26 protein-coding genes are annotated in these 22,682 nt (G+C 72.2%); 11 read left to right on the top strand and 15 right to left on the bottom strand.

Annotation, left to right across the window (positions count from 1 at the left end; all coding sequences use genetic code 11):
- Nucleotides 1–31 precede the first annotated feature (31 nt).
- From ACXR2U_RS09015 to soxR, 3 genes are all read right to left on the bottom strand, one after another.
- Nucleotides 32–271, bottom strand: a complete 240-nt coding sequence (locus ACXR2U_RS09015; RefSeq protein WP_458824641.1) for a helix-turn-helix domain-containing protein — start codon at nt 269–271, stop codon at nt 32–34.
- Nucleotides 272–462: 191 nt separating this feature from the next.
- Complete coding sequence (locus ACXR2U_RS09020; protein ID WP_458824642.1) at nt 463–2,064, bottom strand: ABC-F family ATP-binding cassette domain-containing protein; 1,602 nt, start codon at nt 2,062–2,064, stop codon at nt 463–465.
- Between the two features lie 79 nt (nt 2,065–2,143).
- Nucleotides 2,144–2,605: a redox-sensitive transcriptional activator SoxR gene (soxR, locus tag ACXR2U_RS09025; protein ID WP_458824643.1), complete on the bottom strand. Its 462-nt coding sequence runs from the start codon at nt 2,603–2,605 to the stop codon at nt 2,144–2,146.
- Nucleotides 2,606–2,693: 88 nt separating this feature from the next.
- Between soxR and ACXR2U_RS09030 the strand changes: the two genes are divergently transcribed.
- From ACXR2U_RS09030 to ACXR2U_RS09050, 5 genes are read left to right on the top strand one after another with little or no spacing between them, the layout of a single operon-like run.
- The gene (locus ACXR2U_RS09030; protein ID WP_458824703.1) at nt 2,694–3,341 is read left to right on the top strand and encodes a thiamine pyrophosphate-dependent enzyme; all 648 of its coding nucleotides are present in this window, start codon (nt 2,694–2,696) and stop codon (nt 3,339–3,341) included.
- A gap of 2 nt (nt 3,342–3,343) precedes the next feature.
- Nucleotides 3,344–4,318: a transketolase family protein gene (locus ACXR2U_RS09035; RefSeq protein ID WP_458824644.1), complete on the top strand. Its 975-nt coding sequence runs from the start codon at nt 3,344–3,346 to the stop codon at nt 4,316–4,318.
- 21 nt (nt 4,319–4,339) lie between these two features.
- Entirely contained in the window at nt 4,340–5,665 is a 1,326-nt protein-coding gene (locus ACXR2U_RS09040) for an MDR family MFS transporter (RefSeq protein WP_458824645.1), read from the top strand.
- Nucleotides 5,666–5,674: 9 nt separating this feature from the next.
- Nucleotides 5,675–6,358: a hemerythrin domain-containing protein gene (locus ACXR2U_RS09045; protein WP_458824646.1), complete on the top strand. Its 684-nt coding sequence runs from the start codon at nt 5,675–5,677 to the stop codon at nt 6,356–6,358.
- A gap of 33 nt (nt 6,359–6,391) precedes the next feature.
- A complete protein-coding gene (locus tag ACXR2U_RS09050; RefSeq protein ID WP_458824647.1) occupies nt 6,392–7,303 on the top strand; it encodes a DNA-3-methyladenine glycosylase family protein in 912 nt (303 codons plus the stop codon).
- On the opposite strand, the gene ACXR2U_RS09055 is transcribed toward ACXR2U_RS09050, so the two are convergent.
- Nucleotides 7,300–8,193, bottom strand: a complete 894-nt coding sequence (locus tag ACXR2U_RS09055; RefSeq protein ID WP_458824648.1) for a fructose bisphosphate aldolase — start codon at nt 8,191–8,193, stop codon at nt 7,300–7,302. The genes ACXR2U_RS09050 and ACXR2U_RS09055 overlap by 4 nt on opposite strands.
- A gap of 101 nt (nt 8,194–8,294) precedes the next feature.
- On the opposite strand from ACXR2U_RS09055, the gene budC reads away from it, so the two are divergent.
- Nucleotides 8,295–9,074 (top strand): meso-2,3-butanediol dehydrogenase, encoded by a 780-nt coding sequence (gene budC / locus ACXR2U_RS09060; protein ID WP_458824649.1) that lies wholly within the window; start codon nt 8,295–8,297, stop codon nt 9,072–9,074.
- 22 nt (nt 9,075–9,096) lie between these two features.
- Here budC and ACXR2U_RS09065 read toward each other — a convergent pair whose 3' ends face one another.
- The 9 genes from ACXR2U_RS09065 to ACXR2U_RS09105 form a co-directional block, all read right to left on the bottom strand.
- Entirely contained in the window at nt 9,097–9,741 is a 645-nt protein-coding gene (locus tag ACXR2U_RS09065; RefSeq protein ID WP_458824704.1) for a hemerythrin domain-containing protein, read from the bottom strand.
- 61 nt (nt 9,742–9,802) lie between these two features.
- Complete coding sequence (locus ACXR2U_RS09070; protein WP_458824650.1) at nt 9,803–10,552, bottom strand: hypothetical protein; 750 nt, start codon at nt 10,550–10,552, stop codon at nt 9,803–9,805.
- Nucleotides 10,553–10,634: 82 nt separating this feature from the next.
- A complete protein-coding gene (locus ACXR2U_RS09075) occupies nt 10,635–10,997 on the bottom strand; it encodes a metal-sulfur cluster assembly factor (RefSeq protein WP_458824651.1) in 363 nt (120 codons plus the stop codon).
- 23 nt (nt 10,998–11,020) lie between these two features.
- Complete coding sequence (gene sufU, locus ACXR2U_RS09080; RefSeq protein ID WP_458824705.1) at nt 11,021–11,458, bottom strand: Fe-S cluster assembly sulfur transfer protein SufU; 438 nt, start codon at nt 11,456–11,458, stop codon at nt 11,021–11,023.
- Nucleotides 11,459–11,481: 23 nt separating this feature from the next.
- Nucleotides 11,482–12,777: a cysteine desulfurase gene (locus ACXR2U_RS09085; protein WP_458824652.1), complete on the bottom strand. Its 1,296-nt coding sequence runs from the start codon at nt 12,775–12,777 to the stop codon at nt 11,482–11,484.
- Between the two features lie 4 nt (nt 12,778–12,781).
- On the bottom strand, nt 12,782–13,546 hold the full coding sequence (gene sufC, locus ACXR2U_RS09090; protein ID WP_458824653.1) for a Fe-S cluster assembly ATPase SufC: 765 nt from the start codon (nt 13,544–13,546) through the stop codon (nt 12,782–12,784).
- Between the two features lies 1 nt (nt 13,547).
- Nucleotides 13,548–14,729, bottom strand: coding sequence for a Fe-S cluster assembly protein SufD (gene sufD, locus ACXR2U_RS09095; protein WP_458824654.1), 1,182 nt, complete (start codon nt 14,727–14,729; stop codon nt 13,548–13,550).
- Nucleotides 14,729–16,135, bottom strand: a complete 1,407-nt coding sequence (gene sufB, locus ACXR2U_RS09100; RefSeq protein ID WP_458824706.1) for a Fe-S cluster assembly protein SufB — start codon at nt 16,133–16,135, stop codon at nt 14,729–14,731. The genes sufD and sufB overlap by 1 nt, the downstream gene beginning before the upstream one ends.
- 38 nt (nt 16,136–16,173) lie before the next feature.
- Nucleotides 16,174–16,854 carry a helix-turn-helix transcriptional regulator gene (locus ACXR2U_RS09105; protein WP_458824655.1) on the bottom strand — a complete coding sequence of 227 codons (681 nt, stop codon included), beginning with the start codon at nt 16,852–16,854 and terminating at the stop codon, nt 16,174–16,176.
- 95 nt (nt 16,855–16,949) lie between these two features.
- On the opposite strand from ACXR2U_RS09105, the gene ACXR2U_RS09110 reads away from it, so the two are divergent.
- Genes ACXR2U_RS09110 through ACXR2U_RS09130 form a run of 5 tightly spaced genes read left to right on the top strand, consistent with a single transcriptional unit; the run spans nt 16,950 to nt 20,945 of the window.
- Nucleotides 16,950–17,627 carry a lysophospholipid acyltransferase family protein gene (locus ACXR2U_RS09110; RefSeq protein ID WP_458824656.1) on the top strand — a complete coding sequence of 226 codons (678 nt, stop codon included), beginning with the start codon at nt 16,950–16,952 and terminating at the stop codon, nt 17,625–17,627.
- Nucleotides 17,628–17,675: 48 nt separating this feature from the next.
- Nucleotides 17,676–18,665: an ABC transporter ATP-binding protein gene (locus tag ACXR2U_RS09115; protein WP_458824707.1), complete on the top strand. Its 990-nt coding sequence runs from the start codon at nt 17,676–17,678 to the stop codon at nt 18,663–18,665.
- A 56-nt stretch (nt 18,666–18,721) separates the two neighbouring features.
- Entirely contained in the window at nt 18,722–19,435 is a 714-nt protein-coding gene (locus tag ACXR2U_RS09120) for an ABC transporter permease (protein WP_458824708.1), read from the top strand.
- A 14-nt stretch (nt 19,436–19,449) separates the two neighbouring features.
- Nucleotides 19,450–20,373 (top strand): COX15/CtaA family protein, encoded by a 924-nt coding sequence (locus ACXR2U_RS09125; protein WP_458824657.1) that lies wholly within the window; start codon nt 19,450–19,452, stop codon nt 20,371–20,373.
- On the top strand, nt 20,370–20,945 hold the full coding sequence (locus ACXR2U_RS09130; protein WP_458824658.1) for a hypothetical protein: 576 nt from the start codon (nt 20,370–20,372) through the stop codon (nt 20,943–20,945). The genes ACXR2U_RS09125 and ACXR2U_RS09130 overlap by 4 nt, the downstream gene beginning before the upstream one ends.
- Before the next feature lie 34 nt (nt 20,946–20,979).
- On the opposite strand, the gene ACXR2U_RS09135 is transcribed toward ACXR2U_RS09130, so the two are convergent.
- Both ACXR2U_RS09135 and ACXR2U_RS09140 read right to left on the bottom strand, forming a co-directional pair.
- On the bottom strand, nt 20,980–21,795 hold the full coding sequence (locus ACXR2U_RS09135; RefSeq protein WP_458824659.1) for an ABC transporter permease: 816 nt from the start codon (nt 21,793–21,795) through the stop codon (nt 20,980–20,982).
- Nucleotides 21,792–22,649 carry an ABC transporter ATP-binding protein gene (locus ACXR2U_RS09140; RefSeq protein WP_458824660.1) on the bottom strand — a complete coding sequence of 286 codons (858 nt, stop codon included), beginning with the start codon at nt 22,647–22,649 and terminating at the stop codon, nt 21,792–21,794. Before ACXR2U_RS09140 ends, ACXR2U_RS09135 begins: the two co-directional genes overlap by 4 nt.
- Nucleotides 22,650–22,682 lie beyond the last annotated feature (33 nt).

Genomic DNA, 22,682 nt, shown 5'->3' on the forward strand with positions numbered 1-22,682 from the left:
CGGTCACGCCGCCGTGTCTACCCGTTCGGGGTCAGCGGGAGCGGGCCGGGGTGCGCTTGCGGGTGGCGCCGCCACGGCCGCGCAACTCCACGCCGGACTCGGACAGCACGCGGTGCACGAACCCGTAGGAGCGGCCGTGGGTCTCGGCGAGCTCGCGGATGCTGCGGCCCTTGTCGTACGCCTTGCGCAGGTCCGCAGCGAGCTTGGTCCGGGCCTGTCCGGTGATCCGGGCGCCCTTCTTCAGCTCGATCTTGGATCTCGTGTCCGCCATGTCGTCCCATCTCTCCCGGGCCGAGGCCCCTCCAGCGGCCCCTCCCCTCCGGGCGGCCGTGTCGGCGGCCGGCCCCCTGACGGGGGTGCCTTCCGCGTGGCGAATGGTCGCAAGCGCGACACCCGCCCGCAACACGAAGCGTCAAACTCCTGTGAGGCAGATATCTCAGCTCATGGGAACGCGTGAGGGCGTCACGCCAGGGTGACGAGGTCGGCGAGATCGGGGCTCCACTGGTCCTCGACGCCGTCGGGCAACAGGATGACCTTCTCCGGCGCGAGCGCCTCGACGGCCCCCTCGTCGTGGGTGACGAGCACGATCGCGCCTTCGTACCGGTGCAACGCGTCGAGGACCTGGTCGCGGCTCACCGGGTCCAGGTTGTTCGTCGGCTCGTCGAGCAGGAGCACGTTCGCGGCGCTGGTCACGAGCATCGCCAACGCCAGCCGGGTCTTCTCACCGCCCGAGAGCACCCCCGCGGGCTTGTCGACGTCGTCGCCGGTGAACAGGAACGCACCCAGCACCTTGCGCAGTTCGGTGTCCGACGGCTCCGGCGCCGAAGAGCGCATGTTCTCCAGCACCGACCGGTCACGGTCGATCGTCTCGTGCTCCTGCGCGAAGTAGCCCAGCCGCAACCCGTGGCCCGGCTCGACCGTGCCGGTGTCGGCGGGTTCCACACCGGCGAGCAGGCGCAGCAGCGTGGTCTTGCCGGCGCCGTTGAGGCCCAGCACGACGACCCGGGCGCCCTTGTCGATCGCGAGGTCGACCCCGGCGAAGATCTCGAGCGAGCCGTAGCTCTTCGACAGGCCGGTGGCGGTGAGAGGCGTACGGCCGCACGGCGCGGGGGTGGGGAACCGCAGCCGGGCGACCCGGTCGCCGACGCGCACCTCCTCGAGGCCCGCGGCGAGCGCCGCCGCGCGACGGTCCATCTGGTGCGCGGCCTTGGCCTTGGTGGCCTTGGCCCGCATCTTGTCGGCCTGCTTGGACAGCGTCTCGATCTTGCGTTCGGCGTTGGCCCGTTCCCGCGTGCGGCGACGCTCGTCGGTCTCGCGCTGCTGCAGGTAGGCCTTCCAGCCCACGTTGTAGACGTCGATGACCGACCGGTTCGCGTCGAGGTACCAGACCTTGTTGACGACGGCTGCGAGCAGGTCGACGTCGTGGCTGACCACGACGAACCCGCCCTGCTGTCGGGGCAGGAACTCCCGCAGCCACTGGATCGAGTCGGCGTCGAGGTGGTTGGTCGGCTCGTCGAGCAGCAAGGTGGTGGGCTCGCCGGTGTCGGCGAACAGGATGCGGGCGAGCTCGACCCGGCGGCGTTGACCACCGGAGAGGGTCTCCAACGGTTGCACGAGAACACGGTCGGGCAACCCGAGGTTGGAGCTGATGCGTGCGGCCTCGCTCTCGGCCGCGTACCCGCCGAGCGCCGAGAAGCGGTCCTCGAGTTTGCCGTAGCGGGCGAGCAGGTCCGCGTCGTCCGGCCGTTCGGCGAGCTCGACCTGGGCCTTGTCGATCTTGGTGCGCAGCACGTCGAGACCGCGCGCCGAGAGGATCCGGTCGTTGGCCGTGACCGACAGGTCACCGCTGGCCGGGTCCTGCGGGAGGTAGCCGATCGGGGTGTTCGCCGCGATCGACCCCGCGGTCGGCAGCCCCGTACCGGACAGTGTCTTGAGCAGCGTGGTCTTGCCGGCGCCGTTGCGGCCGACGAGGCCGATGCGGTCGCCCGCCTGGATGCGGAGCTGGGGGGCGTCGAGCAGCAGGCGCGCACCCGCGCGCAGCTCGAGGCCGGTGGCCGTGATCATGGAGGTGACTTCCCTGGAGGTGTGGACGGTCCGAACAGGCGGACAGGTCTCATTCGCGCAGGATGGTCACGCTCGCAGTCTACCGGCGCGGTTGGGCCGGACCCTCGTTCTCGATGTAGCGCGCGCCACTCCCCTCCCGCCCGGCGAGATCGCCCGGGTTGTAGAGGACGCAGCTCTTCAGCGACAGGCACCCGCACCCGATGCAGCCGTCCAGGCCGTCGCGCAGGCGCCGCAACTCGGCGATCCGCTCGTCGAGGCGCGGGCGCCAGGACCTGGAGAGCCGGGCCCAGTCGGCCCGGGTCGGCACCCGACCGTCGGGCAGGGCCGCCATCGCCTGCTCGATCTCGCCCAGGCTCAGCCCCACGTGCTGGGCCGCCTTGACGAAGGCCACCCGCCGGAGTTCGGCACGGAGGTAGCGACGTTGGTTGCCGGCGGTGCGGGTCGAGTGGACGAGCCCGCGCTCCTCGTAGAACCGCAGGGTCGGCACGCTCACGCCGGAGCGCGCGGCGAACTCCCCGATCGTCAGGTGCCCGTTGCCCACCCCACGAAGGTAGTGGCCGACGGGCCTTGACCTCAAGCGCACCTGAGGTTGAACAGTGGTCGGCGTGAACCCGTTGACGCGCACCTACATGGACCGGCAGACCGGCGACGAGAAGCACGATGCCAGCGCGAGTTCCGTGGCCGAGGTGCTCGACGCGCTCTACGACGACGTCCTCGACGTGTCCCCCGACCGGGCCGCGGATCCCGACCGCGACCGGTTCCACCTCTCCAAGGGCCACGGCCCGCAGGCCTACCACGCGGTCCTCGCCCGGCACGGGTTCTTCGACCCGGCTCTGCTGGCGGGCTTCGGCTCGGTCGAGTCGCCCCTCGGCCACCACCCCGACCGGCGCCAGCTGCCCGGCGTGGAGATCTCCAGCGGCTCGCTCGGGCACGGGCTCGCGTTGGCGGTCGGGTCCGCCCTCGCCCTGCGCTGGCAGGGACGGTCGTCACGGGTCGTGGTGCTGGTGGGTGACGCCGAACTCGACGAGGGCAGCAACCACGAAGCCATCGCGGTGGCGGGCCGGTTCGGGCTGGCCCGCCTGACCGCGGTCGTGGTGGACAACGCCTCCGCCTCACTGGGCTGGCCGGGCGGCATCGCGACGCGGTTCGAGACGGAGGGCTGGGTGACCCGCGAGGTCACGGCGGCCGACCGGCCGGCGCTGGTCGCGGCCCTCCGGGCCACCGACGACGCCGCACCGACGGTCGTCGTGGCCCACACCGACCCGAAGGGAGCCTGACCATGACCGGGGCACGGCCGGACACCATGCGCGACGCCTTCGTCGAGGAGATGCGGACGTTGCTCGGTGCAACGGACGATCTCGCCCTCGTCCTGGCCGACATCTCCGCGGACCGGTTCACCGACGCCGGCCCGCACGTGGTCAACGTCGGCATCCGCGAGCAGGCCATGGTCGGCGTGGCGGGCGGGTTGGCCCTCGCCGGGGTCCACCCGGTCGTCCACACCTACGCGCCGTTCCTCGTCGAGCGGGCGTGGGAGCAGGTCAAGCTCGACCTGTCGCACCAGGACGTCGGGGCCACGCTCGTCTCGATCGGCGCCTCCCACGACGCCGCGGGCGCGGGGCGGACCCACCAGTCCCCCGGCGACGTCGCGTTGCTCGACACGCTCGGACGTCCGGGGGTCGACGGCGCCTGGCGGGTCGAGGTGCCGGCCCACCCGGACGACGTCGCGCCGCTGCTGCGCCAGGCGGTCGCGTCCCGGCGACGTACCTACCTGCGCCTGGCCGAGGACGTCGCCCACGGTCCCGGCCCGACCGACGGGTCGCTGCGGGTCGTGCGCCGCGGCCGACGCGGGGTGGTGCTCGCGGTCGGTCCCCTGGTCGACCGGGTCCGCGAGGCGACCGCCGGGCTCGACGTCACCGTGCTCCACGCGGTCACGGTGCGCCCGCTCGACGTGGTGACGTTGCGACGCGAGGTGGGCCTCACCGACGTCGCCGACGTCGTCCTCGTCGAGCCGTACCTGGCGGGCACGTCGACGCCCCTGGTCACCGACGCGCTGTCGGACCGCCCGCACCGGCTGTTCGCCCACGGCGTCACCCGCCCGGACCTGCACCGGTTCGGCACCCGCGCCGACCACGACCGCGCCCACCGCCTCGACATCCGTTCGCTGCGTGAGGACATCGGCGCGGAACTCGGCCTGGCCGGGTTCGCGTCGGCACCCTGGAACGGCGCGGTGGGCGCCGGCGCGCATGTCGGTTGAGCGCCGTGATCTGGTGAGGGTGTGACCGTTCCGTCCGCGCCCCCCGGCGCCGTCCCGCCGCCGACCGGCGTGCTGCGACGGGCACTGCGGTCCCGGGTCGGCGGGCTGCCGACGGCGTTCTGGTGGTTGTGGGTCGGCACGCTGGTCAACCGGGCCGGCGGGTTCGTCCAGCCGTTCCTCGTGCTGTACCTCACCGGGCCTCGAGATCTGACCGTGCCGCAGTCGGGTCTGGTGCTGGCGGCTTTCGGCGCCGGCGTCCTGGTGTCACAGCCGGTCGGGGGCGTCCTCACCGACCGGGTCGGGCGCCGCGCGACGATGGTCGGCGGGCTCGCCGCGACCGGTGTCCTGCTCGGTGCCCTCGGCGCCGCGCGCGGCTTCGGGCCCATCACCGTCGCCGCCCTGCTGCTCGGCTGCGTCAGCGACGTCTACCGGCCGGCGTCCACCGCGGTCATCGCCGACGTGCTCGAGGAGCAGGCCCGGCCACGCGCGTACGCGTTGCAGTTCTGGGCCGTCAACCTCGGGTTCTCGGTCGCGAGCGTGCTCGGCGGTCTGCTCGCCGCCCACGGCTACACGCTGCTGTTCGTCGTCGACGCCCTGACCTGCCTGGTGTTCGCCGCCCTGGTCGGGTGGCGGGTGCCCGAGACTCGGCCCGTCCGCGACCCCGACCTGCCGCGGCCCCGGTTCGAGGGCGTCCGCGCGGTGGGTCACGACCGGTTGCTCCAGGCCGCGATCGCGCTGATCTTCCTGTACGCGGTGCTCTACAACCAGGTCTACACGGTGCTGCCCCTCTACACCCGCGACATCGGGCTCGGCACCTCGGCGTACGGCCTCGCGGTCGCGCTGAACGGCGTGGCCATCATCGTGCTGCAACCGCTGCTGCTGCCGGTGTTCGACCGCGTCCCCCGCACCTGGCTGCTGCCGGCCAGCCTGACCCTGGTCGGCGGCGGGATCGCGCTGACCGGGCTGGTGTCGAACCTATCGTTGCTCATGGCAACGGTCGTGGTGTGGAGCATCGGGGAGATCGGGTTCAGCGGGTCGATCCAGGCCCTCGTCACCACGCTCGCCCCGGAACACCTGCGGGGCCGCTACGTCGGGGCGACCGGACTCGCCTGGGGTGGGTCGGTCCTGCTCGGGCCGCTCGCGGGCACCGCCGTCTACGCCCACCACCCGGCCGTCCTCTGGTGGGGGTGCCTCGGCACCGGCGTGGTGGCGGCCGTCGGCTACGCGTTCCTCGGCCGGGCGGTCGAGCGTCGACAGCTGACCACCGCGGCACCGGACGGGGACGTGGCCGCCACGGGGCCGGCTGTGCCCGATCGGCTCTCGCGCGGGGAGCCCGATCGGGCTTGACTCCCCCACGTGACCCGTCGACCCGAACTCGCCTCCCGGCCCGCCGACACCACCATGATGGGCGTGGTCCACGACGCGTTGCGGCGTGACCTCCGCCGGTTGCAGGCGGTCCTCGCGGCGCCGGTCGAGTCCGACGTCCGCCGGGTGGCGGTGGCGGACCACGCGCTGTGGATCATGGACTTCCTGCACCACCACCACGAGGGCGAGGACTCCGGCCTGTGGCCGGTCGTCCGCAGCCGTTCCGCGACGGGCGCCGAGGTGCTCGACCGCATGGAGGCCGACCACGCCGTCGTCGTGCCGCGTATGGCCGAGGTCGAGCGGGCCGCGGCGGCGTACCGCCGGTCGGCGGACGCGCAGGAGGACCTGCTCGGCGCGGTCGACGCCCTCGCCGAGTCGCTGCTGCCCCACCTGCGCGCCGAGGAGGACGAGGCCATGCCGCTGGTGTCGGAGACGTTGTCGGCAGCCGACTGGTCGTCGTGGGACCAACGGACGAACGTCAAGGGCAAGTCGCTCCCCGTCCTGGCGATCCAGGGCCACTTCCTCGCCGACCGTCTGGACCCCGAGCGCTACGACCTGCTGATCCACCTCATCCCGGCGGTGCCGCGGTTCGTGGTGCTGAAGGGTTTCGCCCGGACGTACCGGCGGGCCCGTGCGGCGCGGTGGGGCTCCGAGGTCCCGTGCGGGCCCGCCTGACCCACCCTCGCCGGGCGCTGCCACGCTGCCACCATGACGACGATCGTGCTGCGGCCGAGGGGTCGGTTCTCCCTCGGCGAGGCGTTGGACTTCGGGTTCGGCCCCCACCGGTCGCACCCGGGCGAGCCGATGATGCGGATGGCCTTCACCGTCGACGGCTACACCACGCAGGCCGCGGTGGCCGTGCGTCAAGCCGACGACGACGGCGATGTGAGCGTCGAGGTGTTCGGCGCGGCCGACCCCGAGGTCGTCACCGACCAGGTGACGCGGGTCCTCTCCCTCGACGTCGACGCGACCGGGTGGGACGCGCTCGGCGGCCGTGACCCGTTCATCGGGCGGCTACAGAGCGCCCGTCCGGGCCTGCGCCCCCCGCTGTTCCACTCCGCCTACGAGGCCGCGGCGTGGGCCGTGCTGTCAGCCCGTCGGCCGGCCCGGCAGATGGCGGTGCTGCGCGAGCGGTTGTCGTCGGTGCACGGAGCGACGTTCGAGGTCGCGGGAGAGACGCGGTACGCGTTCCCCACCCCCGAGCAGCTGCTCGCGGTGCGGGAGTTCGACGGCCTGCCGCTGGTGAAGCTGCAGCGGCTGCACGGGGTGGCTCGGGTCGCCGCCGAGGGCGGGCTCGACACCGCCACCCTGCGCGCCGCCGATCCCGCCGCCGTCGACGCGCAGCTGCGCACGCTCGACGGGATCGGACCGTTCTCCGCGTTGCTGGTGACCGTGCGGGCGCTCGGTCACACCGACGTGCTCCCCGAGGGCGAGCCGCTGGTGCTCGAGGTGCTCGGCGAACTGCTCGGACGCGGCGGACCCGTGGCGCCCGGCGACTTCGCCGAGTTGGCCGCAGCGTGGTCGCCGTGGCGGACCTGGGCCGGGGTCTTCATCCGCTCGGCCGGCCCGCGCCTGCTGCCGCCCGACTCCGAGGTCGGACGGCGCAGCACGTCCCGCTAACTCTTGACGGTCGAGGCGCGGTAGATCTGCTCGACGGAGTCCTCGAGCTGGGCGTGGAACTGCTCGTCGGTCTGGCCGTCGGACAGGTCGTCGAGCAACGCCCGGGAGAAGCTCGCGATCATGGTCTGGTCGTGGCTGAGCAGCTCGCACGCCCGGGTGCGGTCGTAGCCGCCGGAGAGCGCGAGGACCCGCAGCACGCGCGGGTCGGCCGCGAGGTCGGCGTAGAGGTCGGGCTCGGTGGGCAGCGTCAGCTTCAACATGATCGAGGCGTCCTCGGGCAGCCCCGCGACGTGCGCGACCAGTGCATCGTGCAACAGTGCCTCGGCCTCGGCCTTGTCGGGTGCGTCGATGCTGACCTCGGGCTCGAGGATCGGCACCAGGCCGGCCGCGCGGATGTGCTCGCCGACCTCGCCCTGCTGCGCCACGATGTCGCCGATCCCCTGCTCGTTCGCGGACTTGATGACCGAGCGCATCTTGGTGCCGAAGATCCGGTGGTACTGCGCCCGCTCGAGCAGGTCGGGCAGCGTGGTCAGCGGCTTCATGAGCTGGACGCCGTTCTCCTCCTCGGCGAGCCCGAGGTCGACCTTGAGGAACGGGACGACCTGCTTGACCTCCCACAGGTACCCCGCGGTCGGCAGCCCGGCGACCTCACGCTCCATGGTCTGCTCGAACAGGATCGCTGCGAGCACGCGGGCACCGTCGAAGGCCGGGTCGGTCATCACCCGCGTGCGCATGGCGTGGACGAGGTCGAACATCTGGTCGTCGCCGTCGTACCGGTCGGCACCGACGCCGTACGCGGCGAGCGCCTTCGGGGTGCTGCCACCGCTCTGGTCCAGGGCGGCGAAGAACCCGGCTCCGGTGCTGACCTTGTCGTACTGCGCGGCGTCCATGTCCTCATCCTGCCCGCCCCGGCGCTCCCCCGGCAGATCCGGGTGGTGACCCGGCCCTGACACACGGGAGGACGGCCGCGCCGGTGGGCACGATCCGTGTCGTGACCACCAGGAGCACCCACTTCGACTTCGACGACGCGGTCGTCCTCGTGACCGGGGGCGGCACCGGCATCGGGCGGGCCATCGTGCTGGCGTTCGCCGCGGCGGGCGCGACGGTCGTCGTCACCGGCCGGCGCCGTGAGCCCCTCGAGGAGGTCGCGGCCGCCGCCGACGGCACCGTGGTGCCGCTGGTCGCCGACATGACCGACGCCGCCGCCGTGCGCGCCATGGTGGACCAGGTGCTTGCCGACCACGGGCACCTCGACGTCGTCGTCAGCAACGCCGCCGCCTACGAGCACGGCGACATCACCGAGCTCGCCGAGGACGACTGGGCGGCGTTGCGGGCCACGAACGTCGACGGGTTCTTCCACCTGGCCAAGGCCGCGCTGCCGCGTCTGGAGGAGTCCGGCGGCAACCTGGTCGCGGTGTCGAGCGTGTCCGGCCTCGCGGGTGACTGGGGTCAGTCCGCCTACAACGCGTCGAAGGCGGCCGTGACGAACTTCGTACGGTCGCTCGCCCTGGACTGGGGTGGGCGCGGGGTGCGGCTCAACGCCGTCGCCCCGGCGATGACCGACACCCCGATCACGCACCCGATCATCGAGGCCGGCGGCGGACCGCTCGCCAAGGCGGTCGACCGGGTCGCGTTGGGCCGGGTCGGACAGCCGGACGACGTCGCGCCGGCCGTGCTGTTCCTCGCCAGCGACGCCGCCCGCTACGTCACCGGCGCGGTGCTCGCGGTCGACGGCGGCACGTCGGCCTCGACCGGCCAGGCCGCGCCCTGACCTGCTCCCCCGCGCTGCGGCGTCAGGACGCCCGGCCGCTGCCGCGGACCGACGCGACGTAGGCGGCGTAGGCCGGGACGGCGTGCTCGCGGTAGGCGTCCTGGACCGGCGGCGGGAGGTGCACGAAGAAGCCGTTCCACTGCTCCTCGGGGCAGTCCTCGCCCATCTGGGCCAGGACGATCATCGCGTCGGGCGGCGCGAGGGCCGCCATGCCGCGCTCCCCGAGTTCGCCCCACTCGGCCGGTGACAGGGTGCGCTCGACGATCGGCAGGACCTCGGCCTCCTCCCGGTCGAGGTGCGCCAGCAGGGGCGGGGTCAGCCGTTCCACCGCGGTCGCGAGGACCTCGGCGTCGGCTCGCGACGCACTCGCCGACCACGTCGTGAGCGCGGCGTCCACCTCGTCGATCGCGGCGTGGATGCCGGCGTGGTCCGCGTCCATGTCCTCGAACAGCTGACGGTGCTCCGGCGCCCGTTCGTTCAGCTTGGGCCACAGCAGGACGTCCTCGCCCTCGTGGTGGTGTCCGAGCAGGCCGAGCAACCGCCGCAGGTGGGTTTCCAGGGTCGACACCCGCTTGGTGTCGCCCTCGGCCGTCTCCCGGACCAGGCCCGGCGCGAGGGTGAACTCGCGTCGGAAGACCCGGTGGATGATCGCCATGTCATCGGTCATCGCTGCCACGAGCGCATCCTGACAGCCGAACGGTGTCGGGGGAAGGCTCCGGCGTGAGGATTCAGCGGTGGAGGCCGCTGGCCCAGAGCGCGCGACCCGCGGGGTCTCGGAGCACGACGTTGCTGTCGGCCTGCAGCGTGAGCGTCGCGCCGGGGTGCCCGGCGGTGCCGGTGTTCCAGACGGCGCGGCCGGCAGCGTCCCGGATCACGACGTTGCCGTCGGACTGCAGGACCAGGTGCGCGCCCGGGTGGCCCGCGGTGCCCGTGGTCCACAACGCCCGGCCCTGACCGTTGCGCTCGACGACGTTGCCGTCGGTCTGCTGGGCCAACGAGAAGGCGTTGAGCCCGCTGGGGTCCGGGGGCGTGCGGGTCGCCTGCAGCGTGGACAACACCCGGCAGTCGGCGTCCGGACGAACCGCCCGGTACAGGTCTCCCGATGCCACGACCCGCCCGGACGAGTTCCGAACCTGGTACCTGGTGCCGACATCCGCGAGGGGACGGTCGAGCCGGACCGGGAGGTACCGCCGTTCGAGGGTCCCGTTGACGGCCGCGCCGTGCAGGGCGGTGGTCCGAGCGTCTGCGCCGGTGGGCCACGCCAGCGTGTACGTGTCGTGCTCGTCGAGCGGTGACAGGAGCACCGAGACGAAGACGTCGGTCTCCCGGCCGGTCACGAGGGCGCCTCGCCCCAGGGTGCTCGGCTGGCACCCGACGTCGACCGTGACCTGTTGCCTTCCGGCGTTCGCAGGCGGGGCCAGCGCCACCACCGCGCCCACCGACACGATCGCCGCTGCCCACCGCATCGAGGTCCTCATGGCACCACCGATCCGGTGAGCGGGGTGACAGGTTCCACCGCTCGGCCGGCCGTCGGCGTCACGCGGTCGGGCTGAGGGTCGGTCAGACGTTGAAGCCGAGGCTGCGCAGCTGCTCGCGACCCTCGTCGGTGATCTTGTCCGGGCCCCACGGCGGCAACCAGACCCAGTTGATCGCGACCCGGTTCGCCAGCGGGCGCGGGCCGGCGCAGAGCGCGTCGGTGGCCTGGTCCTCGATGACGTCGGTCAACGGGCAGGCCGCCGAGGTGAGCGTCATGTCCAGGGTGATGGTGGTGCCGGTCTCGTCGCTGTCGGCGGCGATGTCGTACACCAGGCCGAGGTCGACGACGTTGATCCCCAGCTCGGGGTCGACGACGTCGCGCATGGCCTCCTCGATGTCGTCCCGCGAGGGACTGACGGTCGCGGTCGTGCCGGAATCCGTGGTCATCGTGTTCTCCTTGCGTCCGAACATCACGCGTCGCTCCCGACGGCGTCGGCCACCGCGCTGCGCATCGCCATCCAGCCCAGCAGCGCGCACTTGACGCGTGCCGGGTACTTCGCGACCCCCTCGAACGCGACCGCGTCGTCGAGGGCCTCCTCCTGCTCGTCGGTGAGGACGTCCTCGCCCTTGCTCTGCATGAGCGCGAGGAAGGTCTCGCCGAGCGCCAGGGCGTCGTCGATCGGCTTGCCGACGACCAGTCCGCTCATCACGCTGGTCGACGCCTGCGAGATCGAGCAGCCCTCGCCGGTCCAGCCGAGGTCGGTCACCGCGCCGTCACGGACCGCCACGCGCAGGGTCACCTCGTCACCGCAGGTCGGGTTGACGTGGTGCACCTCGGCGTCGAAGTCCGCGGGCAGCTCGCGGTGCTGCGGGTGCTTGTAGTGGTCCAGGATGATCTCCTGGTACATCGAGTCGCTCGCCGTCACGGTGCTCACCCCACCCCGAACATCTTCTGCACGTCGGACAATCCCGCGACCAGCGCGTCGACCTCGGACAGCGTCGAGTACACGCCGAACGACGCCCGGGTGGTGGCCGGCACGCCGAACCGCACGCACACCGGCCGCGCGCAGTGGTGCCCCGCGCGCACGGCCACGCCGTGCTCGTCGAGCAGTTGGGCGACGTCGTGCGGGTGGATGCCCTCGACCGTGAACGAGATGGTCGCGCCGTGGTCCTCGACCTCGCGCGGGCCGAGCAGTCGCACCCCGGGGACACCCTCGAGCTCCTGCAGCGCGTAGCCGACCAGCTCACGTTCGTGGGCGCGCACGGCGTCCATGCCGAGTCCGGTGAGGTAATCGACCGCCACGCCGAGACCCACGGCCTCGGCGATCATCGGCGTGCCGGCCTCGAACCGGTGCGGCGGCGCGGCGTAGGTGGTGCCCTCCATCGCGACGGTCTCGATCATCTCGCCGCCACCCATGAAGGGCGCCATCTCGGCCAGCAGGTCGTACCGGCCCCAGAGCACACCGATGCCGCTCGGGCCGTAGACCTTGTGGCCGGTGAAGGCCACGAAGTCCGCCCCGAGGTCACGCACCGACAGCGGCAGGTGCGGGGCCGACTGGGCGGCGTCGACGATCGAGAACGCGCCGACCGACCTCGCCTTCTCGACGATGCGGTGCACCGGGTTGATGGTGCCCAGCGCGTTCGAGACGTGGCCGAAGGCCACGATCTTGGTCTTCGAGTTGATGACCGACTCGATGTCGTCCTCGCGCAGGCGGCCGGAGTCGTCGATCCGCAGCCAGCGGAAGGTCGCGCCGGTGCGCTGCGCGAGCAGCTGCCAGGTGACGAGGTTGCTGTGGTGCTCCATCTCGGTCGCGACGATCTCGTCGCCGGGGCCGATGCGGAAGCGTTCGGCACCGGGGAAGGTCGCGGCGTTGGAGAACGAGTACGCCAACAGGTTCAGCGCCTCGGAGACGTTCTTGGTGAACACGATCTCGTCGCGCCGCGGGGCGTCGAGGAAGGCCGCCACCTTGTCGCGACCCGCCTCGAACGCGTGGGTGGACTCCGAGCCCAGCGTGTGGACGGCGCGCGCCACGTTGGCGTAGTGGTGCGCGTAGAACTCGCTCATCGCGTCGATGACCTGCTGCGGCTTCTGCGACGAGTTCGCACTGTCGAGATAGACCAACGGGTGCCCGTTGATCTCCCGGCTCAGGATCGGGAAGTCCTTGCGGACGACCTCGACGTCGAGGGATCTCACGCCGTTCACCTCGCCGGTTCGGAGCGCAGTCATCGGTTCAGACCGAGGCCGGCTCGTGCGAGCCGAAGCGCGCGTACCCGTTGGCCTCGAGCTCGTCGGCGAGTTCGGCGGTGCCGGACTCGACGATGCGGCCGTCGTAGAACACGTGGACGAAATCGGGCTCGATGTACTTGAGGATGCGCGTGTAGTGGGTGATGAGCAGCGTGCCCACACCCTGCTCGCGGACCCGGTTCACGCCCTCGGACACCACGCGCAGCGCGTCGACGTCGAGGCCGGAGTCGGTTTCGTCGAGGACGGCGATCAGCGGCTTGAGCAGCTCGAGCTGGAGGATCTCATGGCGCTTCTTCTCGCCGCCGGAGAAGCCCTCGTTGACGCTGCGCTCGGAGAAGGACTTGTCCATCTCCAGCGTGCTCATCGCCTCGTTGACCTCCTTGACCCAGGTCCGCAGCTTCGGGGCCTCGCCGCGCACGGCGGTGGCCGCGGTGCGCAGGAAGTTCGACACCGAGACACCGGGGACCTCGACCGGGTACTGCATGGCGAGGAACAGGCCGGCGCGGGCGCGCTGGTCGACGGTCATGGCGAGCACGTCCTCGCCGTCGAGGGTGATCGTCCCGCCGGTCACGGTGTACTTCGGGTGCCCGGCGATCGAGTAGGCGAGCGTCGACTTGCCGGACCCGTTGGGGCCCATGATCGCGTGGGTCTCACCGGACTTCACGGTGAGGTCGACGCCCTTGAGGATCTCGGTCGCGTCGTCGCCGTCGCCGACGTTCACACGCAGGTCGCGGATCTCCAGAACAGCCATGTCAGTTGTCGCTCGCAATCAGGTCGATGTCGTTCGTGAGGCGCTCTTCGATGGTCGCCATGAGGCGGTCCTCCAGCTCGGGCAGGCCGATGCGGTGCACGACGTCGGCGAAGAAGCCGCGCACGACGAGTCGGCGGGCCTCCTTCTCCGGGATGCCGCGCGACCGTAGGTAGAACAGCTGCAGGTCGTCGAAGCGACCGGTGGCCGAGGCGTGGCCGGCTCCGGCGATCTCGCCGGTCTCGATCTCGAGGTTCGGGACCGAGTCGGCGCGGGCGCCGTCGGACAGCAGCAGGTTGCGGTTGAGCTCGTAGGTCGACGTGCCGATCGCCGCCGGCCGGATGCGGACGTCGCCGATCCACACGGTGCGGGCGGTCTCGCCGAGCAACGCGTTCTTGTACAACACGTTCGAGGTGCAGCGCTCGACGTTGTGGTCGACGAACAGTCGGGTCTCGAAGTGCTGGCCGGAGCCGGCGAACGCCAGACCGAGCAGCTCGGCGCGGCCGCCGGGGCCGGCGTAGCGCACGGTCGGCACGCTGCGGAGCACGCCACCGCCGAGGCTGATGTTGACGTGCCGGAACGACGCGTCACGCCCGACCTGCGCCGCGTACGAGGCGAGCACGACGGCGTCGGGCTCGCAGTCGTACAACGCGATGACGTCGAGCTGGGCGCCGTCGCCGACGACGAACTCGAGGTTCGCTGCCACCTGCAACGGTCCGCGGTGGTCGATCACGAGCGTGGCCCGGGAGTTGGCCCCCGCCTCGATCACGTGGTGCGCGTAGCTGCGGCCGGTGACACCGATCCGCTCGACGACGATCGGCGCCGTCAACTCGGCGTTCGCGTCGACCCGGATGTGCAGGCCGTTCTCGGCGTGCTTCATCGCGAGCGCGCTGACCCGGTCGGCCGGCGTGAGCACCGACCCGAACGCCGGTACGTCCTGCGGCACGACGGCCTCGACGTGGGCGCCGTCTGGCACTGAGTGCGTGCCCTCGATGACGCCGTCGGAGACGAACTGCTCGAAGTACGGGCGCAGCTTGGGCAGCGGCGAGAACCGCCAGTCCTCGTCGCGACCCGACGGCGTCTCGAACGCCTCGGGGTCACGCGAGGTGAAACGTTCGGCCGGCGAACCGGTCGTCGTGCGAGCCGAGGGCAGCGCGACCTCGCGCTCTTCTGTCGTGGCCGTCATCAGCCGACTGCACCTTCCATCTGCAACTCGATCAGGCGGTTGAGCTCGAGGGCGTACTCCATGGGCAGCTCCCGGGCGATGGGCTCGACGAAGCCGCGCACGACCATCGCCATGGCCTCGTCCTCGGTCATGCCGCGGCTCATGAGGTAGAACAGCTGGTCCTCCGACACCTTCGAGACCGTGGCCTCGTGGCCCATCGAGACGTCGTCCTCGCGGACGTCGACGTAGGGGTAGGTGTCGGACCGGCTGATGGCGTCGACGAGCAGGGCGTCGCACTTGACGGTCGAGGCGCTGTGGTGCGCGCCCTTGTTGACCTGCACCAGACCGCGGTACGAGGTCCGGCCGCCGCCACGCGCCACCGACTTGCTCACGATGGTCGACGACGTGTGCGGGGCCAGGTGCAACATCTTGGCGCCGGCGTCCTGGTGCTGACCCTCGCCCGCGAACGCGATCGAGAGGACCTCGCCCTTGGCGTACGGGCCGGTCATCCACACGGCCGGGTACTTCATCGTCACCTTGGAGCCGATGTTGCCGTCGACCCACTCCATGGTCGCGCCCTCTTCGGCGCGCGCCCGCTTGGTGACCAGGTTGTAGACGTTGTTGGACCAGTTCTGGATGGTCGTGTACCGGCAGCGGGCGTTCTTCTTGACGATGATCTCGACGACCGCGCTGTGCAGCGAGTCCGACTTGTAGATCGGCGCGGTGCAGCCCTCGACGTAGTGCACGTAGGCGCCCTCGTCGACGATGATCAGGGTCCGCTCGAACTGGCCCATGTTCTCGGTGTTGATGCGGAAGTAGGCCTGCAGCGGGATCTCGACGTGCACGCCCTTCGGCACGTAGATGAACGAGCCTCCGGACCACACGGCCGTGTTGAGCGCGGCGAACTTGTTGTCACCGGCCGGGATGACCGAGCCGAAGTACTCCTCGAACAGCTCCGGGTGCTCACGCAGACCGCTGTCGGTGTCGAGGAAGATGACGCCCTGCTCCTCGAGGTCCTCGCGGATCTTGTGGTAGACGACCTCAGACTCGTACTGCGCGGCGACACCCGAGACCAGGCGCTGCTTCTCCGCCTCCGGGATGCCGAGCTTGTCGTACGTGTTCTTGATGTCCTCGGGGAGGTCGTCCCAGCTCTCGGCCTGCTTCTCGGTCGAGCGCACGAAGTACTTGATGTTGTCGAAGTCGATGCCCGAGAGGTCGGAACCCCAGTTCGGCATGGGCTTCTTGCCGAAGGTGTCCAGCGCCTTGATGCGCTTGTCCAACATCCACTGCGGCTCGGACTTCTTGGACGAGATGTCGCGCACGACGGCCTCGGACAGGCCGCGCTGGGCAGCGGCACCGGCGACGTCGGAGTCCGCCCAGCCGTACCCGTAGGTCGACAACGCCTCGATCTGTTCATCCTGGGTCAGGACAGGGGTGGGTGTCGCGGGCGCGGACAGATCGGTGCTCATGGGGCCCTCTTCTCACGTGGCTGCGGAACATGGGTGGTGCAGACGCCATCACCGTGACCGATGGTGGCCAGACGCTGGACGTAGGTCCCCAGCACCCGTTCGAACATGCGGGTCTCGGCCGCGCACAACTGTGGGAACTCCGCCGCGACGTGCGCGACGGGGCAGTGGTGCTGACACAGTTGTGCTCCGACTGAAGGCCCTGCGGGCGTCGCGGATTCCCGGACGTCCGCGGGGTACCCCTCGGCGGAGAGCCGACCGGCCAACACCTGGAGCGTGGCGGGCGGACCCGCCGAGTCTCGCAGGCGGTGCTCGAGCTCACGGGCGCGGTGCTCGGCGAACGCCTCGACCGCGGTGTCGCCGCCCGCTTCACGCAGGTAGCGCAGGGCGGTGGTGGCGAGGTCGTCGTAGCCGTGCGGGAAGGCGGCGCGGCCGGCGTCGGTGATGGCGTAGGCCCGGGCGGGTCGGCCGCGACCGCGACCGAGCGCCGCCTTCGCGGGGTCGCGCTCCACCAGCAGGCCGTCGGCGACCAGGGCGTCGAGGTGACGACGGATCGCCGCGGGCGACAGGTTCAGGCGCTCACCGAGAGCGGCCGCGGTCTGCGGGCCGTTCTCCAGGACGATCCGGGCGACGGCGGTGCGGGTGTCACCCCGCTCCTGCACACCACCGTCGAATTTCACCACACCAGTATGACGTATTTCCGCGGACCGCCCACGGCAGGGGGTTGGGGCGTCGGTCACGTGAGGCCGTCACGGCACTCCGCTACGGTCGCGCGGTGCTGTACCGGGCGTTGGAGCTGACGGTCGCGCCCGCGCTGCGGGTCGTCCACCGTCCGCAGGTCACGGGCCTCGCGCACGTGCCCCGCACCGGTCCGGTCATCCTCGCCGGCAACCACATCTCCTTCGCCGACGAGATCTTCACCCCGCTCGCGGCCCGGCGGCAGGTGTTCTACCTGGCCAAGGCCGAGTACTTCACCACCCCCGGGATCAAGGGCCGCGCCATGGCCGCGGTGTTCGGCGGGCTCGGGCAGGTCCCGGTCGACCGCGACGCCACCGTGGCCGCCGCCCGGTCGATCGAGCAGTGCCTCGAACTGCTCGCCGAGGGCAAGGCGTTCGGCATCTACCCCGAGGGCACCCGCTCGCCCGACGGCCGCCTCTACAAGTTCCGTACCGGGGTCGCCCGGATCGCGTTGCGTTCGGGCGTGCCGGTCGTGCCGGTCGGCCTCGTCGACACCGACCGGGTCCAGCCGCCCGGGGCGCGCACCTGGCGACCGCTCTCCGTCAGGGTCAACTTCGGAGCGCCCCTCGACTTCTCCGGCCGGGAGGCCGACGAACGCAGCGCCCGCAAGCTGCGCGAGGTGACCGAGACGATCCGGTCGGCGGTCGAGCGGCTGTCCGGCCAGGAGTACGTCGACACCTACGCGTCGGCGGCGAAGGCCACGTCCGGTCACTGAGGCCCGTTCTCTCCGCGGGCGCTCTCTACACTCGCGAGCGTGACGGGATTGCGCGCGGTGGACCCGTCCGGCGCCGTCCCCGCGGGCGCCCCCGCCGGCCCGTCCGCCGAGACCGACTCCGCGCCCGCCGTCGAGATCCGCGGCCTGGTGAAGCGGTACGACGACGTCACGGCCGTCGACGGCCTGGACCTCACCGTCCGGCGCGGCCGGCTGCTCGCCCTGCTCGGGCCCAACGGAGCCGGCAAGACCACCACGGTCGAGATCTGCGAGGGGTACCGGACCGCCGACAGCGGCTCGGTCCGCGTCCTCGGCCTGGACCCCGCGACCGAGGCACGCGCGTTGAAGCCCGCTGTCGGCGTCATGCCGCAGGACGGTGTCGGCGCCTACACCGGCGCCCGGGTCGGCGAGCTGGTCCGACTGTTCGCCTCGTACGCCGCGCACCCGCTGCCCTGGCGTCCGCTGCTCGAGCGCGTGGGGCTCGCCGGCGCCGAACGCACCGTGACCAAACGGCTCTCGGGTGGGCAGAAGCAACGGCTGTCGCTCGCGCTGGCGGTGGTCGGACGCCCCGAACTGCTGTTCCTCGACGAACCGACCGCCGGCATGGACCCGGGCGCCCGCCGCGACGCCTGGGAGCTCGTGGCCGACCTGCGCGCCGCGGGCGTCACCATCGTGCTCACCACCCACCTGCTCGACGAGGCCGAGCGCCTGGCCGACGACGTCGTGGTCGTCGACCACGGCCGGGTCGTCGCCGCCGGCACCCCCGCCGAGCTCACCCGCGCCGGTGCCGAGGGTCAGGTCAGCTTCCGGGCCACGCCGGGCCTGCGCCTCGACGCCCTCGTGACGGCCCTGCCCGCCGGATCCGCGGCCACCGAGGAGTCGACCGGTCGCTACGTCGTACGCGGCGAGGTCGACCCGCAGCTGCTCGCGACCGTGACGGCCTGGTGCGCCGCCGAGGGCGTGATGGCCGAGGGTCTCGCGGTCGAACGCCGGTCCCTCGAGGACGTCTACTTCGAGCTCACCGGCCGCGTGGCGTCGTGACCGCCACCGCGACGCTCGACGTCTCCCCCGCCCCCGGCGCCTCCACCACCGGCCGGATGCTGAAGGCGCAGACGGCCGTCGAGTTCAAGCTGCTGCTGCGCAACGGCGAGCAGGTCGGGCTCACGCTCGTGATCCCGCTGCTGCTGACGCTGTTCTTCAACCTGCCGCTGCTCTACGCCATCGAGGGTCGGCGCATCGACTTCGTGGTGCCGTCGATCCTCGCGCTGTCGGTGATGTCCGCGGCCTTCACGGGGCTCGCCATCGGCACCGGCTTCGAGCGCAAGTACGGCGTGCTGAAGCGGCTGGGCTCCACCGCGATGCCCCGCTCGGTGCTCATCACCGCCAAGACGATCGCGGTGCTGTGCCTCGAGGCCGTGCAGATCGTGCTGGTGTGCGGCCTGGGTTTCGCGCTCGGGTGGCATCCCGCGGGTGACGCCTACTGGGCCGTGCTGCTGGTCGTGCTCGGTACCCTCGCGTTCGGCGGTCTCGGGCTGCTGCTCGCCGGCACCCTGCGCGCCGAGGTCACCCTGGCCGCGGCCAACCTCATCTGGCTGGTCCTGCTGTTCTGCGGCGGGATCGCCATCCCGCTGGCGAAGTTCCCCGACGGCGTCGCGAACGCCCTGCGGGTCCTGCCGTCGGCCGCGCTGTCCGACGGCATGCACGCGGTCCTGCAGAACGACACCGGCTTCCCGGTGCGACCGGTGCTGACCTTGCTGGTCTGGGCCGCGCTCGCGATCCCGGCCGCGGCGCGGTGGTTCCGGTGGGAGTAGGCCTCGGCGCGACCGTGAGGCGGGCGGGAGCCCTGCGGCTGTTCGCGTTGCTGTCGGTGATCGCCAACTGCGCCATCGTCGTGACCGGCGGTGCGGTGCGGCTGTCGGGATCCGGCCTCGGCTGCCCGACCTGGCCCTCGTGCACCGACGACTCGTTGACCCCGGTGGCCGAGTACGCGTGGCACGGCGCGGTGGAGTTCGGCAACCGCATGCTCACCTTCGTGGTCGCGGTCATCGCGATCGTGACGCTGCTGCTGGCGCTGGCGCAGCGGGTGCAACGACGGCTCGCGCTCGTGGCGTTCCTCGGCATCCCGGCGCAGGCCGTGCTGGGCGGGATCACCGTCCTCACCGGGCTGAACCCGTGGACCGTCGCCGCCCACTTCCTGCTCTCGATGGCCATCATCGCCGTGACGATGGTGCTGCTGCGGCGGGTCCGGATCGCCACCGGCGCCGCGGAACCGCCGGTCGAGCGGGCCGCGCCGCCCGTGCGCTGGCTCGCGGGCGTCACCGTGGCGCTCGCCGCGGCCACGCTCGTCGTCGGCACGATCGTCACGGGCAGCGGGCCGCACGCGGGCGACCAGGGCGCGAAGCACCGCATCGGGTTCGACCCGGGCGCGGTCAGCCAGCTGCACGCCGACCTCGTGATGGTGCTGGTCGGCCTCGCCGTCGGCCTGGTGGTCACGCTGCGACTGACCCGCGCACCGCGCGGCGCCCGGCTGGCCGGGTGGTGGCTGGTCGCCGCCATCGCGGTCCAGGGCGTCATCGGCTACACGCAGTACTTCCTCGGCGTGCCCGCCGTGCTCGTGGTGTTCCACATGGCCGGCGCCTGCGCCGTCTGGGTCGCGGTCCTCGCCGTGCCGCTGCAACTCGGCGGTCGCCGGGCCGGGGTCCGGCCCGCGCCCGCCGGCGCGTCACGCTCCTCCGTCCCGGCGGCGTGAGCGACGAGATCGCCCAGGGCCGCGATCCCGCGCGCCCACCCTCGTACGCCCGGTACCGCCGCTCGCTGGTCGCGGGCGGGGCCGCCCTGGCCGTCCTCGTCGCGGTCGGCGTCATCAGCGGGGGGCGCGACCGTCACCCCGGTGGGCCGGCTCCCACGGCGTCGACGTCCGCCCCGACCCGGCTGACGTCGACCACGGCCCGGTGCGCCTCGCTCGACGGCCGCGTCCTCACCGTCGGCGTGGGGGTGCACGACGGCGGCCCCGCCTCGCTCACGGTGCGTCAGGTCGTCCCGTCGTTCCCGCTCGGCGGGTTCGAACCTGCCACGCGCACCGAGCCCGACCGCGGGGCCTGCCCCGGGGCCACCGCCCCGGCCACCCTGCGCAGCGGCGAGGACGCGACGCTGCTGGTGGTGCTCACGGTCCTGGACCCGCACTGCATCGGGCCCCTCGTCGTCGACGTCGGCTTCGACTACGTCGTGGCAGGCGGCGCTCCGGCCGTGCTCAGCGTGGCCGCGTTCCCCGACCTCGGCGGCTTCGACCTGCCGTCGGACTGCGGCTCCCCGCCCTCGTGACGGGCGGGCCCCCACGGGTCCCCACCGCCACCGCTCAGCCGCGGCGCCAGCGGAAGGTCCGGACGCTCACCACGACCGCCAGCACGATCCAGACGGCCAGCACCACCGCGGTCAGACCGTGCTCCCAGCTGCCGGCGACCTCCGCGGACTTCGCGGCGTCGGGCAGGGTCGCCGACCGCAGGCCCTGCGTCATCCACTTCAGCGGGAACAGCGCGGCGACCTGCTGCATCCAGCCCGGGAGCTCCGAGTACACGAAGAACACGCCGCTGAAGAACTGCAGGACCAGCGCGATCGCCGCGAAGACCACGCCGGCGGACGCCGGGCTCCCCGCCAGACGTGAGGCCGCGATCCCGGCCGTCGTCCCCGCGACCGCGCCGAGCAGCGCGACCCACGCGAACGTGAGCCAGTGCGCGGAGTCGACGGGCAGCGGGACGTCGAAGAGCAGCCGTGCGACGAGCAGCAGCAGCGCCAACTGGCCGACGGTGCTGACGACCACGAGACCGACCTTGCCGGCGAAGTAGCACCACGGCGGCATCGGCAGGGCCTGCAGCCGGGCGAGGGTGCCGTCGCGGCGCTCGGTCGCCACCGATGTGCCGATGCCCTGGAAGCTGGTCAGCATGATCCCGGTGGCGGCGATCCCCGGCAGGAAGTAGCTCGGGTACGTGATGCCGCCCGGCACGCTCTGCCCGTCGAAGACCGACCCGAAGATGACCATCATCAGCGCCGGGTACAGGAAGCCGAAGACGACCGCCTGGCGGTCACGGGCGAAGAGCCGGAGCTCGAGCCCGACCCTGGACCACGCGATCCCGGCCGCTGCCGGGACCGTTGCATGCTGCACCGGTGTGGTCACGGGGGCTCCTCCGTCTCGATGAGGGCGAGGTAGACGTCCTCGAGCGACGGCCGCACGACCGTCAACTCGGCCACCTCCCCGTCCGGGTGGTCGGCCAGGACCTCGCGCAGCACCGCCGTCGGCCGGAGGGTCACCTCCTGGTGACGCGCGCCGCCGGCGTCGCGCCAGGTCACCGTCGCGCCGAGCTCGAGACGGCCGCCCAGGGCATCCGGGGTCGCCACCGCGACCACCCGCCCCCGGGCGATGACGGCCACCCGGTCGGCGAGCCGCGCCGCCTCCTCCAGGTAGTGGGTGGTGAGCAGGATCGTCGTGCCCTCGGCCTGCAGCGTCTCGACCAACGTCCAGAACTGCCGCCGCGCCGCGGGGTCGAAACCGGTGGTCGGCTCGTCGAGGAACAGCAGCTCCGGACGGCCCTGCACCCCGAGTGCGACGTCGAGACGCCGTCGCTGCCCACCGGACAGGTCGGTCACCCGCGTCCGGACCTTCTCCTGCAGCCCGACCATCTCGACGAGCTCCCCCGCCGGGCGCGGGTCGACGTGGTAGTGCGCGAAGTGGCGGATCATCTCGCCGACCGTGAGGTCGACGGCCCCGAGGTCGTCCTGCGCCACGACGCCGATCCGCGCCCGCCACGCCCGGTCGGCCCGCCCCGGATCCTCACCGAGGACCTCGACGTCGCCGGCGTCGCGCGACCGGAAACCCTCGAGGATCTCGACGGTCGTGGTCTTGCCGGCCCCGTTCGGCCCGAGCAGCGCGACGCACTCGCCCGGCGCGACGTCGAGGTCGACGCCACGCAGCACCTCGGTGGTCCCGTAGTGCTTGCGCAGACCGCTGACGCGGACGACCGGAGCTGTCACGTCCCAGAGCCTGCCCGTGCCGGACCGGACACG

It is taken from the genome of Jatrophihabitans sp. YIM 134969 (assembly GCF_054456675.1).

Excerpts from the sequence above, each read along its gene's own strand:
- ACXR2U_RS09055 (WP_458824648.1), bottom strand. The coding sequence starts at position 8,193 with ATGGACGCCGCGCAGTACGACAAGGTCAGCACCGGAGCCGGGTTCTTC.
- ACXR2U_RS09070 (WP_458824650.1), bottom strand. The coding sequence starts at position 10,552 with ATGAGGACCTCGATGCGGTGGGCAGCGGCGATCGTGTCGGTGGGCGCG.
- sufC (WP_458824653.1), bottom strand. The coding sequence starts at position 13,546 with ATGGCTGTTCTGGAGATCCGCGACCTGCGTGTGAACGTCGGCGACGGC.
- ACXR2U_RS09050 (WP_458824647.1), top strand. The coding sequence starts at position 6,392 with ATGACGACGATCGTGCTGCGGCCGAGGGGTCGGTTCTCCCTCGGCGAG.
- ACXR2U_RS09120 (WP_458824708.1), top strand. The coding sequence starts at position 18,722 with ATGCTGAAGGCGCAGACGGCCGTCGAGTTCAAGCTGCTGCTGCGCAAC.
- ACXR2U_RS09075 (WP_458824651.1), bottom strand. The coding sequence starts at position 10,997 with ATGACCACGGATTCCGGCACGACCGCGACCGTCAGTCCCTCGCGGGAC.
- ACXR2U_RS09085 (WP_458824652.1), bottom strand. The coding sequence starts at position 12,777 with ATGACTGCGCTCCGAACCGGCGAGGTGAACGGCGTGAGATCCCTCGAC.
- ACXR2U_RS09035 (WP_458824644.1), top strand. The coding sequence starts at position 3,344 with ATGACCGGGGCACGGCCGGACACCATGCGCGACGCCTTCGTCGAGGAG.
- ACXR2U_RS09015 (WP_458824641.1), bottom strand. The coding sequence starts at position 271 with ATGGCGGACACGAGATCCAAGATCGAGCTGAAGAAGGGCGCCCGGATC.
- ACXR2U_RS09065 (WP_458824704.1), bottom strand. The coding sequence starts at position 9,741 with ATGACCGATGACATGGCGATCATCCACCGGGTCTTCCGACGCGAGTTC.
- sufU (WP_458824705.1), bottom strand. The coding sequence starts at position 11,458 with ATGTACCAGGAGATCATCCTGGACCACTACAAGCACCCGCAGCACCGC.
- sufD (WP_458824654.1), bottom strand. The coding sequence starts at position 14,729 with ATGACGGCCACGACAGAAGAGCGCGAGGTCGCGCTGCCCTCGGCTCGC.
- ACXR2U_RS09030 (WP_458824703.1), top strand. The coding sequence starts at position 2,694 with ATGGACCGGCAGACCGGCGACGAGAAGCACGATGCCAGCGCGAGTTCC.
- ACXR2U_RS09020 (WP_458824642.1), bottom strand. The coding sequence starts at position 2,064 with ATGATCACGGCCACCGGCCTCGAGCTGCGCGCGGGTGCGCGCCTGCTG.